At 26.3% G+C, this 17,446-nt stretch carries 15 protein-coding genes; 3 read left to right on the top strand and 12 right to left on the bottom strand.

The window, feature by feature from the left end; genetic code table 11:
* Nucleotides 1–29: 29 nt before the first annotated feature.
* Nucleotides 30–1,847, bottom strand: a complete 1,818-nt coding sequence (locus AACT_RS06590) for a L,D-transpeptidase family protein (protein ID WP_172126048.1) — start codon at nucleotides 1,845–1,847, stop codon at nucleotides 30–32.
* Between the two features lie 115 nt (nucleotides 1,848–1,962).
* A complete protein-coding gene (locus AACT_RS06595; RefSeq protein ID WP_346726251.1) occupies nucleotides 1,963–2,628 on the bottom strand; it encodes a tRNA-uridine aminocarboxypropyltransferase in 666 nt (221 codons plus the stop codon).
* Nucleotides 2,629–2,764: 136 nt separating this feature from the next.
* Between AACT_RS06595 and AACT_RS06600 the strand changes: the two genes are divergently transcribed.
* Nucleotides 2,765–3,889, top strand: coding sequence for an AI-2E family transporter (locus tag AACT_RS06600; protein ID WP_172126049.1), 1,125 nt, complete (start codon nucleotides 2,765–2,767; stop codon nucleotides 3,887–3,889).
* Between the two features lie 38 nt (nucleotides 3,890–3,927).
* On the opposite strand, the gene AACT_RS06605 is transcribed toward AACT_RS06600, so the two are convergent.
* The 7 genes from AACT_RS06605 to AACT_RS06635 all read right to left on the bottom strand — a co-directional run bounded on the left by AACT_RS06605 (nucleotide 3,928) and on the right by AACT_RS06635 (nucleotide 10,361).
* Nucleotides 3,928–4,797 (bottom strand): response regulator, encoded by an 870-nt coding sequence (locus AACT_RS06605; RefSeq protein ID WP_346726262.1) that lies wholly within the window; start codon nucleotides 4,795–4,797, stop codon nucleotides 3,928–3,930.
* Nucleotides 4,764–5,240 carry a histidine kinase dimerization/phospho-acceptor domain-containing protein gene (locus AACT_RS06610; RefSeq protein WP_172126051.1) on the bottom strand — a complete coding sequence of 159 codons (477 nt, stop codon included), beginning with the start codon at nucleotides 5,238–5,240 and terminating at the stop codon, nucleotides 4,764–4,766. Before AACT_RS06610 ends, AACT_RS06605 begins: the two co-directional genes overlap by 34 nt.
* Before the next feature lie 3 nt (nucleotides 5,241–5,243).
* On the bottom strand, nucleotides 5,244–5,777 hold the full coding sequence (locus tag AACT_RS06615; RefSeq protein ID WP_172126052.1) for a heme NO-binding domain-containing protein: 534 nt from the start codon (nucleotides 5,775–5,777) through the stop codon (nucleotides 5,244–5,246).
* A 13-nt stretch (nucleotides 5,778–5,790) separates the two neighbouring features.
* Nucleotides 5,791–6,291 carry a pyridoxamine 5'-phosphate oxidase family protein gene (locus AACT_RS06620; protein ID WP_172126053.1) on the bottom strand — a complete coding sequence of 167 codons (501 nt, stop codon included), beginning with the start codon at nucleotides 6,289–6,291 and terminating at the stop codon, nucleotides 5,791–5,793.
* A gap of 2 nt (nucleotides 6,292–6,293) precedes the next feature.
* Entirely contained in the window at nucleotides 6,294–8,669 is a 2,376-nt protein-coding gene (locus tag AACT_RS06625) for a helicase HerA domain-containing protein (RefSeq protein WP_172126054.1), read from the bottom strand.
* A 108-nt stretch (nucleotides 8,670–8,777) separates the two neighbouring features.
* Nucleotides 8,778–9,104, bottom strand: coding sequence for a YegP family protein (locus tag AACT_RS06630; protein WP_172126055.1), 327 nt, complete (start codon nucleotides 9,102–9,104; stop codon nucleotides 8,778–8,780).
* 201 nt (nucleotides 9,105–9,305) lie between these two features.
* Complete coding sequence (locus AACT_RS06635; RefSeq protein WP_172126056.1) at nucleotides 9,306–10,361, bottom strand: CNNM domain-containing protein; 1,056 nt, start codon at nucleotides 10,359–10,361, stop codon at nucleotides 9,306–9,308.
* A gap of 177 nt (nucleotides 10,362–10,538) precedes the next feature.
* Here AACT_RS06635 and AACT_RS06640 point away from each other — a divergent pair, with 177 nt between their 5' ends.
* Nucleotides 10,539–10,898, top strand: a complete 360-nt coding sequence (locus AACT_RS06640; protein ID WP_172126057.1) for a hypothetical protein — start codon at nucleotides 10,539–10,541, stop codon at nucleotides 10,896–10,898.
* 21 nt (nucleotides 10,899–10,919) lie between these two features.
* Here AACT_RS06640 and AACT_RS06645 read toward each other — a convergent pair whose 3' ends face one another.
* The 3 genes from AACT_RS06645 to AACT_RS06655 all read right to left on the bottom strand — a co-directional run bounded on the left by AACT_RS06645 (nucleotide 10,920) and on the right by AACT_RS06655 (nucleotide 14,680).
* The gene (locus tag AACT_RS06645) at nucleotides 10,920–11,270 is read right to left on the bottom strand and encodes a DUF309 domain-containing protein (protein WP_172126058.1); all 351 of its coding nucleotides are present in this window, start codon (nucleotides 11,268–11,270) and stop codon (nucleotides 10,920–10,922) included.
* Nucleotides 11,270–14,083 (bottom strand): excinuclease ABC subunit UvrA, encoded by a 2,814-nt coding sequence (gene uvrA / locus AACT_RS06650; RefSeq protein WP_172126059.1) that lies wholly within the window; start codon nucleotides 14,081–14,083, stop codon nucleotides 11,270–11,272. Before uvrA ends, AACT_RS06645 begins: the two co-directional genes overlap by 1 nt.
* Before the next feature lie 144 nt (nucleotides 14,084–14,227).
* Nucleotides 14,228–14,680, bottom strand: a complete 453-nt coding sequence (locus AACT_RS06655; protein WP_172126060.1) for a hypothetical protein — start codon at nucleotides 14,678–14,680, stop codon at nucleotides 14,228–14,230.
* Nucleotides 14,681–14,934: 254 nt separating this feature from the next.
* Between AACT_RS06655 and acnA the strand changes: the two genes are divergently transcribed.
* Nucleotides 14,935–17,421: an aconitate hydratase AcnA gene (gene acnA, locus AACT_RS06660; protein ID WP_172126061.1), complete on the top strand. Its 2,487-nt coding sequence runs from the start codon at nucleotides 14,935–14,937 to the stop codon at nucleotides 17,419–17,421.
* The last annotated feature ends 25 nt before the right edge of the window (nucleotides 17,422–17,446 follow it).

Raw genomic sequence — 17,446 nt, forward strand, 5'->3', positions numbered from 1 at the left:
GCTCAGTCTAATTATATTTTTTTAATCTATTAGTAAAGTAAATCTTTTTGGATATTATCATAATTGTAAATATCTTCTCTAAATTGTAAAACACCATCTTCATCTACCCACGAAGTTAAATAAACTAAATGTATAGGAATTTTTTTGGTTAAGCCTATTGATTTTTCATTTGAATCTTTTAATATAGCGTTTACTTTTTCCATATTTAGATTATTGTCTTCAGATGCTATTTTAGCCATTAATTCTTCTGGTTTAGATAATCTTATGCATCCATGAGAATACGCTCTTCTAGCATTACTAAATAAGCTTTTTGCAGGTGTATCATGTAAATAAACTGCATGTTTATTTGGAAACATAAATTTCATTCTTCCTAATGGATTATCAGAACTTGGGCTTTGAGTTAATCTGAAATTTGGAATAGAGTCTACATCTTCTAAAATAAATGCATCAATAATTTCTTTAGCATCCATTTTCTCAGATTCAGGATGCCAAGAATCATAAATATCTATACCTTTTGAAGCTAGATAATTTGGATCTTTTATTAATTTAGGAATAATCTCTTTTTTTGTAATGCTTTGAGGAATATTCCATTTTGGATTTATAACAACATATGACATTTTGTCTGAGAATATAGGAGTAGGGTGTTTTCTTTCTCCTACAACAACTGCCATATTTAATTTAACATCATTATTCTCAATCATTCTTAATTTGAATTCAGGGATGTTTACAATTAAGTATTTTTCTCCTAAATCTATTGGCAACCATCTCATTCTTTCAAGGTTTAATCTGATTTTTTCTATTTTTTCATCAGCACTCATATTTAAGAATCTTTGTGTTTGCGCACCTACGATTCCATCTGCATATAATCCATGCTTTTTTTGAAATGAGATAACGGCTGTTTTTAAATCTTCATCAAAATTATCTTCACAAGAAATAGCTATAGGTTTTTCTATTGTTTCTTTATTAATATTTTCATTTGTAACATTTGTTTGATTTTGCACATTAATATTATTTGTAATAACATTTTCAGCATTTATATTGCTTTGAATATTGTTTTCACATGTTTTTAGTAAATCGTTACTTTGAAGTAATCTTTTTCTTAGAAATTTTACAAGCTCAGAATTGTCTCCAAGTCTTAAGCTTTTTATTTCTGGTATTTTTGTATAACCACCATTTTCTGAGATAGTTTGTAAATCATTTATAGCAAGAATTAATTTATCAGCATTAGGAAAATTAAAATCAATTTCTTTAAAAGCAAAAGATAAATCATTATTTTTAATAGCTTTACTCAACAATATTTTTGAGTCTTTTGAAAAATAAACTCTATCCCAATATGCTTTTATCTCTGTTTCTTTGTCTATCATTTTAAGCTTTTCTTCAAAAGCTTTCCAGTTTATTGAACCTTTTAAAAGATAAGTAAAATATTTATCATATAATTCTGTAATCATAAAATCTATAGTTAATAAATCATTGTGATTTTCTACTTTTGTTATATCAAAACCTTTTAGTTTTTCAAGAACTTCATTTAATTTAAATGTTTGTAGAGATTTTGGTCCAAGAACAGGATCATTTTTTATTTTATCAAGAAGAGAAATAGAGATATCTTTTATACCATTTTTATCTATCCAATATGTTTGATAATTATTGTGTTTATAGTAATCTTTTAATGTTTTTTTATCTATAATGAATGGTAGATAATTTTTTTCTAAAAAAGATTTATTAGCACTACTCAAATCTTTTTCAATAAAACTCTTTTCTTTATTTTCTAATTCATTATTTATAATATTTGCAAATAAATAACTGTTAAATAAAGCAAAACTAACAACTACCGACTTTAGTTTACTCATAAAAATAATCCCCACATAGATTTCGTATTTTAATTTTATATAAAATACCCAAAATATGATTAAATCTTAATAATAAGAAATATTTTTTTATATTAAATTATTAAAAATATCTCTTTTAAAACAAGTTAGCTTTTTTATATGCTGGTTTATACCTAATATTATTTTCATCATTAGCATATTTTAATTGGTATTTAACCATATTCTCAAAAGGTAGTAAAAAATTTAATAATTTTTTTTCAGGAATCTTTTCTATGTTATGATTATTCAATTGTTCTAATACACATAAGGTTGATTCAATTGTAGATAGGCAATATTGATTTGGTTGTGTTTTTATTTTAAATTGTGATGATTTATTATGTTCAAAGCTAATTTTTCTTAGATTTTGAAGATTTTTGCTTAGCCTTAGCATTTTCTTAGAGCAAGGCCAAGTTGAGTCTATTATGAAAATTAAAGATTTTTTTAGAGTTGGAATTTTCTCACTATTTAGTTTTATACTATTTGTATCAGGATATAAAACATAAGGTTCATAATTTTTGTCATTTAAAAGTTCATTTACTCTTTTATGATTTGTAAAATCAATTCCCACATGTAGCTCACAGTTTTCTAAAGAGTTATTTGTCATATGGCCTGTTCCATTTTTTGTTTTTTTAAACTCTTTTGGATGCATTAAAATTACAAATTTGGTTCGGGTTTTTATGGGATCTACTATAAATTCACAAATACAAGAGGATTTTGGTCTATAACATTTGTAGCATATTTCTCTATTTTCAAGCTCTATCAATTAATCTACTTTTTTAATTTTTGCAAATTATAGTCAAATACTTATTACATTTATAGAAAACTTGGATTAAATGAATATAATTGCGTAAATTTAAAATAAAAAAAATTATATATAAGAAAAAAATAGAGGATTAATTATGGAAAAAAATAGTAGTTTTGAAAATATAACAACATTATCAAAAACTAATTTTGCAGGGGCTTTTTATTTTTTTGCATTTGTATTTTTGGTAGTTTTTGCATTAAATAGTTTAAGTAATATTTTAACACCAATAGCAATTGCCATATTAATTTGGTTTTTAATAAATGCCTTTGCAAATCAAATTAAAAAATTACCTTTTTTAAATGAAAAAGTAGGGGACTTAATAGCTATTCCATTATCTTTGATTTTCATCGTTTATTCTATGATTGAAATAGGAAGTTTTATAGCTTCTAGTATGTTAGAGTTAAGTTCAACAATTTCTCAGCTTGATAGTAAAGTAAATGCATTAATAGATAAATTATCTTTAATGACTTCATTTGATTTAGCAACACCTTTACAAAAGTTTTTTCAAGAGTTTAGCTTATCAAGTGTGATAAACAAAATCATAAGTGCTTTTAGTGCTATTTTTAGTAATATTGTTCAAATATTTTTATATGTATTATTTCTATTAATTGACCAAAGATTTTTTAACACAAAACTAAATGCTCTCTTTCCTAAAAAAAATAATAGAGATAAAGCTCAAAATGTATTAACATCTGTTTCTAAAGGAATCAGAACTTATATTTCAATCACTACAATTATTAGTTTAAGTACTGGCTTTCTAACATATATAATATGTGAAATGTTTTCTCTTCAAGGTGCAATTTTATGGGGATTTATAGCTTTTGTATTAAACTTTATTCCTACAATTGGAAGTATTATTGCTGTTTTAATTCCTGCGATTTTTGCTCTTATTCAGTTTCCTGAGTTAACTCAAGTGCTATTTTTATGCTTAGCTTTAGTTTGTGTACAGTTTGTAATAGGAAATATAATTTATCCAAAACTTATGGGAAATAAATTAAATATTTCTCAGTTTGTTGTAATTTTATCTTTAGTTGTTTGGGGCGCTATGTGGGGAACTATTGGAATGTTTTTATCTGTTCCTTTAATGATGATTTTATTAATCATCTTATCTCAATTTGAAAGCACAAGAACTCTAGCTATTTTAATTTCAGGAGATGGTACTATTATGGAGAATAAAGCTCATGATAAAAAGACAGCAGAGCAAAATACTAAAATATAAAGAAAACAAAACAGTTTTCTTTATATTGAAATTTTGACTTATTTATTTGTAAATTTATTTATTATATCAATAAGTTTATTGATATTAAAAGGTTTAGATAAATAGTCATTCATTCCATTTTTTAGGAATTCTTCTTTATCACCTTCAAGTGAATTAGCTGTTAATGCAATAATTGGAGTTTGAAGCTTAAACTCATTTTTTAGTATATTTGTAGCTTCAATTCCATTCATAATAGGCATATTAATATCCATTAAAATAATATCAAATTTTTCTTCTTTACATTTATCAATGGCAATTTGCCCATTTTGAGCAAGAACAAATTTTATATTTAATCTTTTTAAAACTTCTGAAATTAGAAGTAAATTAATTTGATTATCATCAACAATCAAAATATTTAGATTTTGATTATAGTTTTTAATTTCCTCTTTTAAATCTAAATCTAATTGTGTTTTTTCATCTTTTTTTACATCTTGAGCTTTTTCAAATTCAAGTTCAAAGAAAAAACTACTTCCAATATTTTCTTCACTATTTAATTGTAATTTTGCTCCTAATAACTCTACAATAGCAGCAGAGATATTTAATCCAAGACCAGTTCCACCAAATTTTCTAGTGGTTGAATTATCAGCTTGTGTAAATGCTTCAAAGATTTTACTTTGTTTATCAATGGCAATTCCAAGACCTTCATCTTTTACTTCAAAGAGTATTGTTTGCTTATTATTTGAATCATTTTTTAAATTTATATTTATATTGATTCTTTTGTCTTTATCTGTAAATTTAATTGCATTATTAATCAAGTTTGATAGAACTTGTTTTAATTTATGAATATCTACATATAAATTATCAGCTATTTTTTCATCAATATTAAAACTATAATTTATACCTTTTTTTGTGCATCCTTTGAGAATAATAAAATATTATTAGCCATCTCTTTTTTAAGATCAACTTGGCTTAAATCAATTTCAGTTTTTCCACTTTCTATTTTTGAGAAATCTAAAATATCATTTATAATTGATATTAATGTTTTAGTTGATGATTCAATAATATCTATATACTCTTTTTGTTGCTCATTAAGGTTTGTTTGTAAAAGTAATTGGGTAAAACCAATTATCCCATTCATTGGAGTTCTTATTTCATGAGACATATTTGCTAGAAAATTTGATTTTGCTTCTTTTGCAATATTTGCAACTTTTAGGGCGTCTTCAAGTTCTAAAGTTCTTTCGTAAATTAGTTTTTCAAGATTTTTATTAATATCATATACTTCACTACTTTTTTTTTCTAAAAGTTCTTCAGCTTCTTTTCTAGCATTACGTTCTCTTTCAAAACGTTTTTTCCATGGGCTTTCTTCTATCATTTATTACTTTTCTATTTCTAAAGTAAATCTTGTAATATCATCTATCTTTTCTTGGCTAATGATGATTTTCTCATTGAAATATTTCGCAGAACCTTTCATCAATCCTATTGCAAATGGTTCTAGGTGTTTACTTGAAATATAATCAATAACTATTTTGTTTTCACTTCTTTGTATTAAATTGAATTTTGGTAAATCAGCACCAGGATATAGTTTTTGAACTTCAGGGTGAATAATATCATCTACTCTTGAGATTAAATCTAATGAAGATTCAAAATTATCTTTTAACTGAGGATTCAAAGATATTAATCTTGAAAACATATGTTCACCAAATATTTCTAAAAGCTTAGGAACTTCAATATTTGACTCTTTGCTAAGTGCTACAACTAATCTAACAAGCTCTTCAAATGGATAATTTCCTGCTTGTGTAAAAGAACCATTATTTGGTAATTTTGCTTCTTCAATAATCTTATCTGCCATATCAAAGCCAAAATTATTTTCAACATACTCAAGTAATTCTGTAAAAACTAAACCCTTCATTTTCTATCCTTTATTATTTTGTATTTCCATGTCCATTTGAAGAAGTACTTGATCTTTGAATAAACTCTTCAAAGTTTTCTCCACCTAAGTTATAAGCTTGTCCAAATCCAAATACAGCTTCTCCATAAAATGGTGTAAATTCAAATAGATAAAAATCACCCATTTTTTTAAGCATATCTACCATATTCTTTCCAAATCTATTTCTGAATTCATTTAGAATCACTTGCTCTTTTTGTGTATCTTGGTCAAGTTTTAATGTATTACATTGAATTGATACTCTTTTTTTAGCAAAGATATTTTCACAGCTTTGCTCATCTTCACAGAAGAAAATAGAAGCTATTTTATTTTGTGTAAGATTTGATGAATGTTTTGCCATAAGTGACAAATATACATAGTATTTATGATTATATTTTACAAAAGGTGCATAAGATGAAAAAGGGTATCTTTTGTCATCTAGTGAGCTTATTGTAAGACTTTTTATTGGTTCTAAAAATTCGTTTAGGTTTTTTGCCATTGTTATTGTTCTTTCCAAAGTAATTCTAATTTTATATTATAAATATCACTTCTTTTTGGTTTTATAAATATTTCTTCAATTTCATAGTTTGAACTTAGGTTAGAACTATTTATTTTTTCTATTTCATTTTCAAGGGTATGCTGAAGAGTTTTTTGCTCTTCTTGAAGTTGTAAAATATTAGCTTCAACATATTTTATATCATTTCTTTCTTTTAGTATTCTACTAGCTCCCTTTGCGCTTGAAGCCACTTTACCCATATTTGTTTTAGTAAGTACTGATTTTCCAAAAAAAGCACCTAATAGAGATGTTCCTATTGATATAAGCGTATCTGTTGTTGTGGCTGTTGCTTGTTGCTCTTCACGTTCTAGTTTTTCATAAAGAGTTGACAGTTTATTTTCTATTGAATCATTATCTTTTTGAAATTTTATTTGAAGTTTTTCAACTTCATCATCAATTTTTTCATTTAGTCTATCTTGCAATCTAATTTTAAAATCACTCAAAGTCTCATCTTGTTTAGAAACAATTTTTAAAGCATCATTTTTATATAGAGTTAGTTTTGTGTTTCTATAGATATAATCACTAAAATCTTTTTCAATTGCTTTTAACTCTTTTTCATTTTGTATAAAAACAGGAAGAGTATAATAAGAAGAATTAGTTCTTTCCTTTTCTTCAAAAGAAGCATTTTCAAGATTTTCTCTCTCTTCAAAATCAATAGCTTTCATCTCTTCATCTAAGTAAATTTTAAAAGCTTGTGTAGTTTCCAAATCAATAGCCTTAGAACTATTTACAAAATGAACATTACAAGAAAATGTCAAATAAGCTTGTAAATAGTAGCTATTATTTTGTGAAGTATAAAGGTACTTTTGAGCTATATTACTTGTAAGTATTGGTTTTGAACTTTGCTCTGCTTTTGGGATATGAGCTTTTATTGTCTCTTTTTCTGTTTTTTCTTCATTTGGCTTTTGATTTAATTGATTAATTTTGTGAGCCATTAATTTTTTTATATCATCTTTTGGAATAGGGCCTTTTAAATAAGATAATGCCCATCTAGTTTTAAACAGTTTTATTCCATCTTCATTTATATTTTTTAAAATAAATGTTCTTTTTTCAAGATTTGATATTAAATTCATTACTTCATTTTTATCAAGATTTCCCTCGCTTGCACTACTTAATCCATCTATTACTTTTTCTTTATCTTGTTTTGTTTGTAATCTTCCTATAAACCAAGTCCCAATGTTTGCTAAACCTTTGTAGTCAATATCAACAGGATTTTGAGTTGAAAGTATAATTCCTACACCAAAAGATCTTGCTTGTTTCAAAAGTGTAAGCATTGGTTGTTTTGATGGAGGGTTTGATGATGGGGGAAAGTATCCAAAAATCTCATCCATATAAAGTAGGGCTTTAAGTGATGATGTACCTTCTTGTCTTCTCATCCATGAAACCATTTGATTTAGTAGTAATGAAACAAAAAACATTCTTTGAGAATCATTTAAGTGGGCAATAGAAAAAATAGAAACCTTTGCTTTTCCATTTTCATCATAAAGTAAGTTTGAAATATCTAAAGTTTCACCCTCTATCCAAGATTTAAAAGATGGATTTGCAATAATAGTATTTAATTTAAGAGCCAGTTTTAATCTATCATCTTGTGCAAAAAATGTTTCTAAATCAAAGATACCAACTTTTTCAAAAGGTGGCGTTACAATCAAAGAGATTAGTTGTTCTAAATTTAAATCTTTTCCTGCTGAGTAATAATTCATAAATATAGAAGAAATTAAAATACTCTCTTTTGAAATAGAATCATTTTTCTCTTCTATTAGTGATAAAATTGATGAAACAGTAGAGTTGATTAGTGAAACTAATAAATCATTATCTTCTAAAACTTCACGTGATGGAGCTTTAAAAGATGATAAAATAGATATTTGAACACCAGCAGAGCTTCCAGGAGTATAAATAGTAAAATCAGCTGCATTTTTTAGTTTTTCAATTCTTTGTGCACTTTGAAAATCCCCTTCAATTCCTTTTTTCCACATATTAGCAGTGTTTTTTGCATGCTCTTTTACTGTTACGCCATTATTAATAGCATCTTGTTCTTCAATCCAAGGTTCAAAATCACTTCCTTCTAAGTTTGGAAAAGTAAGAAGTAGATTTCCCATATCACCTTTTGGGTCGATTATTATTGAAGGGATGTTATCAATAGCAGCTTCTTCAAGTAGTGAAATTCCAAGTCCTGTTTTTCCACTTCCTGTCATTCCAATAATTGCAGCATGTGTTAATAAATCTTTGTTTTTATAAACTAATGGAGTATAAACATCTTTTGATGATTCTTCTTTTCCAATATAAAAGAGTTTTAGTTTTTCATAATCAATAGTACTATTCATAATAGACCTTTATTTTAAATATATCATTCATATTTTGACTAAATATTATAGCAAAAAAAAAGTGAATGCCTCTTTGACATTCACTTTTTCTTCTATAAGATTTATTGTTTATTCTTCAATAATATCAGCAGTTTCACTATTTGCTTTTAATTCAGCAATAGCAGCATTTCTTTCAATAACATCTGAAAATAAAGCACTTGTTCCAACGATTTGTCCATTTGTTGATTTGATATTAAAAAATTGCTTACCATTTGATGATTCTTTTAATTCATATCTAGAATCTTCTTGACAATTTTTTTTAACAGATTCTATTCCATTTTTTGCACTAGCTTTTTGTGCGTAGTTTTCACTTTTGATAATAGTTTTACCTTCTGCATTTACAAAAATAAATGAAAATGGCTCATTTGCTTCACTTTTTCTAGGTTTGATAGTCATTGTTTTTCCTTTTTTATAGATTCACATTGATTCTATAGAAAATAGATTTAAAAAGTACTTATTAAAAAGAATATTATTTGTTATTTTTGATATTTATATAGGGGCTTAAGCCCTATATATATTTTATTTTAGAATAGTTCTAGTATTTAGTTTTGTAGTATTTGCTTAAAGAATAAAAATTTGAAAGTTTAATTTATTAGATTAAACTTCTTTCTCTTTTTCCTTTTCTTTCTCTTTTCTTTTTGCTTTCATTTTATTTAAAGCTAATTTCCTCATATCTGCTGTTGTATCTAGTTCATCCATTATTTCAAGACCAAGTAATGTTTCAATACAATCTTCTAAACTTACGATTCCTTCAGTTTGATTATATGAATCATGTACTATAAACATATGTTCTTTCTTTTGTATAAACATATTTAAAGCTTTTGCAACATGAATATTTTCATGTAATGAAAATACAGGTTTCATAATATCTTCAAGGTTTTTTTCACCTTCTGTAAGTGCTTGTTTAAATATTTTTTTTGTTAAAACAATTCCTACGATATTGTCAATATTTCCTTCATAAACAGGAACTCTTGAAAATTTAAAAGTTCTTTTATCTTCAACGATATCTTTTATTAAAGTATTTTTTTCTATTGCGTAAACAACAGAACGAGGTGTTAATATATCTTTTATTTTTATATTATTTAGTGTTAAAGTATTTTCAATTATTTGAGACTCTAAATCACCAATAATTCCTTCTTCTTCACTTAAAAGTGTTGAATGAATTAACTCTTCTCTAGAAATAGCATCACTACTTTCTTTTCCTATTTTTCTTGTAACAAATTGAGTTATAATAATAATAGGATATGTAATAAATATAAAAAAATTAATAATTCTAGGTGCATGGGGTGCTAATTGTTTCCAATAAACAGCTCCAATAGTTTTTGGAATAATTTCAGCAAAAAACAGAATCATAAATGTAAGTATAATTGAAACAACCATAACAAGAGTACTATTCCCAGCAAAAACATTTTGTGCTTGAACTCCAATTGCTGTTGCACCAAGTGTGTTAGCAATTGTATTTAAAATAAGAATTGAAGCAATAGACTTATCAATATCTGTTTTTAATTTTTTTAATAGCTTTCCAGCAACAGGATTGTTTTTTTCTAAAACAGAAATGTAAGATGCGTTTGTAGATAGTAGAACTGATTCTAAAATAGAACATAAAAATGATGTACCAATAACTGCAATAAATAGTAAGATTAAAATTTCCATTTTTTCTCACTTCTTAATAAACTACGCCTCGGGGAACTATCTTCCAAGGAAACTCCTTTTTTTATATGAATTTTATAAACAATAATATCAAAATAAACTTTAATATATAAAAATATTTTGACAAATATTTATTTTTTCTAGTATAATACAGTATATTATTTTATAAGGAGGGTTATTATGGAATATGGTGCAATACCTAAACTTGATCAATTTACTGATAATAGAGCTCTAAATATACAAAAAGTTCAATCATCAAAAGAATCATCAGGTATAACAAATAAAGAAGATTTAAATCAAGTATCAAAAGAAACATCAACAGAAGTAAAACAAACATCTGCTGCAAGTGAAGTTTCTACACAATCTTCAAGCCAGGCTAAATATGAAGTAGTTTTGACTAATACAAATTTTGGTTATAATGATTCTTCAAAAGATTTTTATGTGAAAGCGATACGAGGAAATAGTGAAAATCAATATCCTACAGAAAGTATGATGAGAATTAAATCATATATGATAAGTCAAGCTAATACAGCTTCTTAGAAATCAAGTTTTATTTTAATATTACTTGATTTTTATTTGGGAGTTTATTTTTATTAATATGTTTTTAGCTTCGTAAAATTTTTCTTTATTTTCTAATTCAATATGATCTAATAAAGGTATGTATTTTAAAAATGCAGGCCAAACTTTTTTATAACCCTCAGGTTTTTTCTTTATAAAAAAAAGTGCAAGGGCTGTTGCCCCATTTATAAGACCTTTTAAAACAAGAGCTTTTTCTTTTTGCCCTTGTTTTTTATATAAATTCCAATCATCTTCAAGTAACTCATGAGCTTCTACAAAATAGTCATTTTCAATTGCAAATAAAAATCTATCAATTGCAGTTTCTTGATTAAAAATAGTGTAATCTATTTTCATTAGCTGTTTATCTCTTTATCTAAATAATATCCAGTATGAGAACCTGAGATTTTATGATTTGCTGCAAGATATTCAGGTGTTCCCTCATCAACTAACATTCCACCTTTATTTCCACCCTCAGGTCCCATATCAATAACCCAATCAGAGTTTTTGATAACATCAAGGTTATGCTCAATTACTAAAACAGAGTTTCCTAAATCAACAAGATGATGTAATACTTTTGTTAATCTATCAACATCTGCAAAGTGTAAACCTGTGGTTGGTTCATCAAGTACATATAAAGTATTTCCTGTATCTTTTTTACTTAACTCTTTACTTAGTTTTATTCTTTGAGCTTCTCCACCACTTAGTGTAACTGCATTTTGTCCAAGAGTAATATATCCCAAACCAACATCACTTAGTGTTTGAAGTTTTGCATTTAGTTTAGGAACTTTTGCAAAAAATTCTAAGGCTTCATCAACACTCATATTTAATATATCAGAAATATTTTTGCCCTTGTATAAAATCTCTAAAGTTTGAGCGTTGTATCTTCTACCATGACAATCATCACATTTCACCATGATATCTGGTAAGAAGTGCATTTCAATTTTGATTTCACCTTCACCTTGACATTTTTCACAACGACCACCTTTTACATTAAAAGAGAATCTTCCTATTTTATAACCTCTTAAACTTGCTTCCTTCGTTTTTGCAAATAATTCTCTTATTTCATCCATTAATCCCGTATATGTAGCTGGATTTGATCTTGGTGTTCTTCCAATAGGACTTTGATCAAGGTAGATAACTTTATCAAGTTTTTCTAATCCTTCTATTTCAACACCATCTACCTTTTTCACTTTTCTAGCACGATTTAAAAGCTCTTTTGCAACTGGAAGTAGAGTTTGTAAAATAAGAGATGATTTTCCGCTTCCTGAAACCCCTGTTATTGCACATAGGTTTTTAAGGGGAATTTTTACATCTAAATTTTTTATATTGTTTATAGTTACATTTTTTATCTCTATAAACTCTTCTTGAGGACGATTATGAACATAATCTATTTTTTTAGCCCCCGTTACATATTTAGCAGTTAGTGTTTTTGCTTTATTCATCTCTTTTAGGGTTCCAGCAAATACGATTTCTCCACCATATTTTCCAGCATTTGGTCCAATATCTACTATAAAGTCAGCTGCTTGAATAGTTTCTTTATCATGCTCAACTACAATTACAGTATTTCCTTTTTCTTGTAAGGCTCGAAGAGTCTTGATAAGTTTATTTGTATCTCTTTCATGAAGTCCAATAGAAGGTTCATCAAGTACATACATAACTCCTGTTAATCCAGAACCAATTTGAGAAGCAACTCTAATTCTTTGAGCCTCACCTCCACTTATACTTCTAGCATCTCTACCTAAAGTTATATATCCAAGTCCTACGTCATATAAGAAATAGATTCTCTCTTTTATCTCTTTTAAAATAGGTTTTGAAATCATTTTATTTTGATCAGATAGATATTCAAAATTCTTTTCATCTTGAAAAAATGCATGGGCTTCTTCTATGGGAACATTTAATAAATCACTAATAGTTTTTTTAGCTACAAACACACTTTGAGAAGAGGGTTTTAATCTATTTCCATTACAAGAGTCACATTTCTTTTCAGTCATATAGTCAGCCATCTCTTTTTCATCTTTGATCATGTCGTAGGCTAATTTTATAATTCCTTCCCATTTTCTTGTAAGTTTATGCTTTTTCCAAAAGAATACAGCATCTTCAACACTTCCATGTAAAATAGCTTTTCTATGATGATCTTCTAATTCTTTAAAAGGAATTTTAGTATCAACTCCTATTTTTTCACAAAAAGCTAAAAGCATTTTGAAATAGAATCCTTTATTAAATCCATATATAACTTTTATAGCTCCATCTTCAATAGTAAGTTCTTCATCAATAACTTTTTTCATATCAAGGGCATATCTAATACCTAAACCATCACATGATGAACAAGCACCTTTGGGTGAATTAAAAGAGAACGATAAAGGCTCAAGTGGTTCAAAAGAAATTTTACAAGAAAAACAAGCCATATGCTCAGAATAATGTATATGTTTTTCAACACCCATTTCTTCATGGTTTAAAACTTCAATTTCTAGTTCTCCAAAACTCTCTTTAAGACCTTTTTCAACATCTTGAGCGATTCTATCTCTATTTTCTTCTTTTATTACAACCCTATCTATTACTATTTTAATAGTGTGCATTTTATTTTTTTCAAGCTCTATTTCTTCATCAAGTCTTGCCATTACTCCATCAATCATGGCTCTTACATAACCTTTACTTCTTAAGTTTTCAAGTAAATCAGCAAAGCTTCCTTTTTTTCTATTTATAATAGGAGCTAATATTACGATTTTTGATTCATTTGGTAGTGTAAGAACTTGAGTGATTACATCACTTGCACTCATTTGAGAAATTGGCTCTCCACATTGGTGACAATGTTGTTTTCCAATTCGGGCATATAAAAGTCTAAAGTAGTCATATACTTCTGTAATAGTTCCAACAGTAGATCTTGGATTTTTAGAAGTTGTTTTTTGATCAATAGCAATAGCAGGAGTTAGTCCTTCAATTCTTTCGACATCAGGTTTCCCAACTTTATCTAAAAACTGTCTAGCATATGCAGAAAGCGATTCGATGTATCTTCTTTGACCTTCTGCGTAAAGTGTATCAAAAGCAAGTGTAGATTTACCAGAACCTGATAGTCCTGTAAATACAATTAGCTTATTTTTTGGTATTTCTAAATTTATATTTTTTAAGTTATTTTCTTTAGCGTTAAATATTTTTATAGTATCTGTCATTTTTTGCCTTTAAAATTTTCAAGCCCATATTATAGGATAGATTTCTTAATAGCTTATTGAAATTTATAGTATGGTTTTTATATTTGAGTTTATAACACTTTAGTGAATAAATCATCTAAAGTGTTATAATTTCTTAATAGGGAGTTAGTCTTCTATTTCTTCTTGTAGATCTGCATGTGTTTTAGCTTTGTAGCTTTCAATATCTTCTAAATCTTTTAACCAAAATTCTGAACTTATAATTTCATATACAGTTTCATTTTTAGATTTAGAAACTTCTTTTACTTGCCATAAAATATTTTCAGCTTCTACAAAAGTTTCGCTATTTATTTGATCTTCATATAAACGATTAAGAACAGATGTTTCATTCATTCCTTTTGATAAAAGTCTAACCAGTGAAGGTTTAAGTGAAATATTAAATACTTCAAAATTATCTGGATTATCACTTGATATTTTTATTGTTAATTTAACACCTGTTGGCTGAAAAAAAGTTCCATTAAAAGATTCTCTTAAAAGTCCTTGTGCATTAAATAATCTTTCATGATATGAAAGATCTGCGAATTGTTCCCATTTCAATTTTATTAATTTTTTTAAATTCAACTATTTCAACATTAAAAGTATTAGACATTGTAAGCCTTTGATAAATGAACTATAACATAGTGTTTAAAACACTAATTAAGTAAGCAATTTATATATGAACTTAGCTTATATGATACTTTAAAAAATCAATGATGGGATATAAATTAATTATCTAGAAAATTATATAAAATATAAAGAAATTAATAGCGTATTTAAAAGCAATTCAAAGTTATAATAAGAAAGTCTTTACAATGATATAGTCAAAAGGAATAATATTGAATAAATATACAAATAATTTTATTTTTAATAAAAATGTTTACTACTATTGTGATTTAAAAAAGATTTTTGAAAAATATCCATTATTAAGAAAACTTCCAAACTCTGCAAAGATTTTACTAGAGTCAAATATAAGAAATGCAAAAGAGGAAGATATCTCTTCTATAATATCTACTTTTATACATAGAAACTATTTAAATAAAATTGAATTTAATCCAAATAGAGTAATACTAGAAGATTCTATTGCTATATCTATTCTTATGGAACTAGCTTTAATGAAAGAGTTTGTATATTCACAAGGGAAAAACCCAAAAGATTTAAATCCTAAGATTATGTTAGATGTAGTTATAAATGGCTCTTTAGATGATAACAGTATTAATATAAATGAACAAAAATATAGTTTTATCAAATGGGCTAGTAATGAATTTAAAAACCTTAGTGTAATACCTTGTAATTTAGGAGTTTGTAAAAAAGTAAATTTAGAATATCTATCTACTATGATTAGCTCAGAAATTCAAGGTGATAAAATATACATATATCCAGAAACATTAGTAGGTAGTGATTCTCAAACTACTATGATAAATGCCCTTGGAGTTCTTTCTTATAATATAAATGAAATAGAGATTCAATCATTGCTTTTAGGTTTAAGTACTAATTTATCATTTCCAAAAGTAATAGGTATAGAAGTAATTGGTACACCAATACAAACAATAGGAATAAATGATATTTTATTAAAGCTTATTCATATACTAAGAGAGCATAAAGTATCAGATACCATTGTAGAGTTTTATGGAGATGGTTTAAAACATATAAGTATAGAGAATAGAGCTATGATAGCTAGTATTACTCCAAAATATGGAGCTATTTGTTCTTATTTTGGTATTGATAATACTACTATTTCATATATAGAGAAAACTAGAGGAGTAAATGCAAGTCTAATAGAAGAGTATTTTAAAAATCAAGGTATATATAATTGTAATGATTCAATATATGATGAGTATATAACGCTTGATTTATCATCTATAGAAATTACAGTAGCAGGTCCTAGAAAAATAGAAGATAATTTTAGTATAGAAGAGTTGAGAAGTAAATTTACAACTTTTAAAAAAGGGCATTATGTAAATGATAATGATATTGTGTTGGCAATTATTTCTTCTACTACAACTCAATCTTTAATACAAGCAGGTTTATTAGCAAAAAAAGCATGTGAACTAGAACTTAGTATTAACAATAATATCAAAAGAGTACTTTTTCTTGATTCTTTAATAATAAAAGAGTATTTGATAAAACTAGATTTATATAAATATTTTGAAGAATTAGGCTTTGAAATTGTTAGTAAAGATTTAGCTTTTTACTCTACAAAAAAACTTGAAATGCTTAAAATTTCTATGGATATAGATAAATTTGATTTAAATGTTGTATCTCTTGTATCTTCAATGGAAAACTTTAAAGAAAAAGTACATCCAAAAATAAATTCAAATTGGTTGATGTCTCCTGCATTATTAATAGCTTATTGTTTAAAAGGGAATATGGACTTTAATATTTTAGAAAATGCTATATATGAAGATATTACATTAAATGACATATGGCCAGATACTAATGAAGTAGATGAATTTCTGAAAAAAATCGATTACAGTATATATAAAAATGCATATAAAGATATCTTTTATGGGAATGAACAATATAAAAAACTAAAGTATCAAAACTTACCTATATACAAGTGGGACAATACAGATATTTATATACAAGCAGAAAAAAATCAAAAACTATTTGAAAATAAGAGTATAGATAAAATTGAAATTACAGATGCAAGTATAATGGCAATTTTTGGTAATGCTATTACTACAGAGCAAATAACACCAATGGGAAAAATATTACCATATTCTAAAGCTGGAATGTATCTTGAATCAAAAGGTGTTAAGGTAAATGAATATGGAAAGTTTGAAAATAGAAAATCAAATGTTGAGGTAATGCTAAGAGGAACTTTTTCAAATATAAAATTAAGAAATAAGATTATAAGTTCAAAAGAGGGGGGATTTATAAAAGACTTTTCAAGTGGTGAGATTATATCTATATATGATTTTTCAAGTGAAATGCAAAAACAAAATACTCCTCTTGTAATATTTGCTGGAAGTTACTATGGAATTGGTGAGTCAATAGACTGGGCTGCAAAAGGAACTAAGCTTTTAGGAGTAAAAGCGATAATTGCAAAATCATTTGCCCACAATCATAGATTAAATCTAATTTCAATGGGAATATTACCTTTAGAGTTTATTGATGATGATATTGAGAGTTTACATTTAGTGGGAGATGAACAAATCTCAATAAAATCAAATGAGATAAAAATAAACGCAAAAGTTAATATAGAAATAAAAAGAAGTGATGAGGTAAAAGTAATAAGCGTTAAAAGCAAATTAGAAACAAAAGATGAGCTAATTTATTATAAAAATGGTGGAGTACTGTCTTATTTATTAAAAAGCATTTAAAAATATTTAAAAAAACATAAGGGAT

Origin of the sequence: Arcobacter acticola, assembly GCF_013177675.1 — a bacterium.
Classification (GTDB): domain Bacteria; phylum Campylobacterota; class Campylobacteria; order Campylobacterales; family Arcobacteraceae; genus Aliarcobacter; species Aliarcobacter acticola.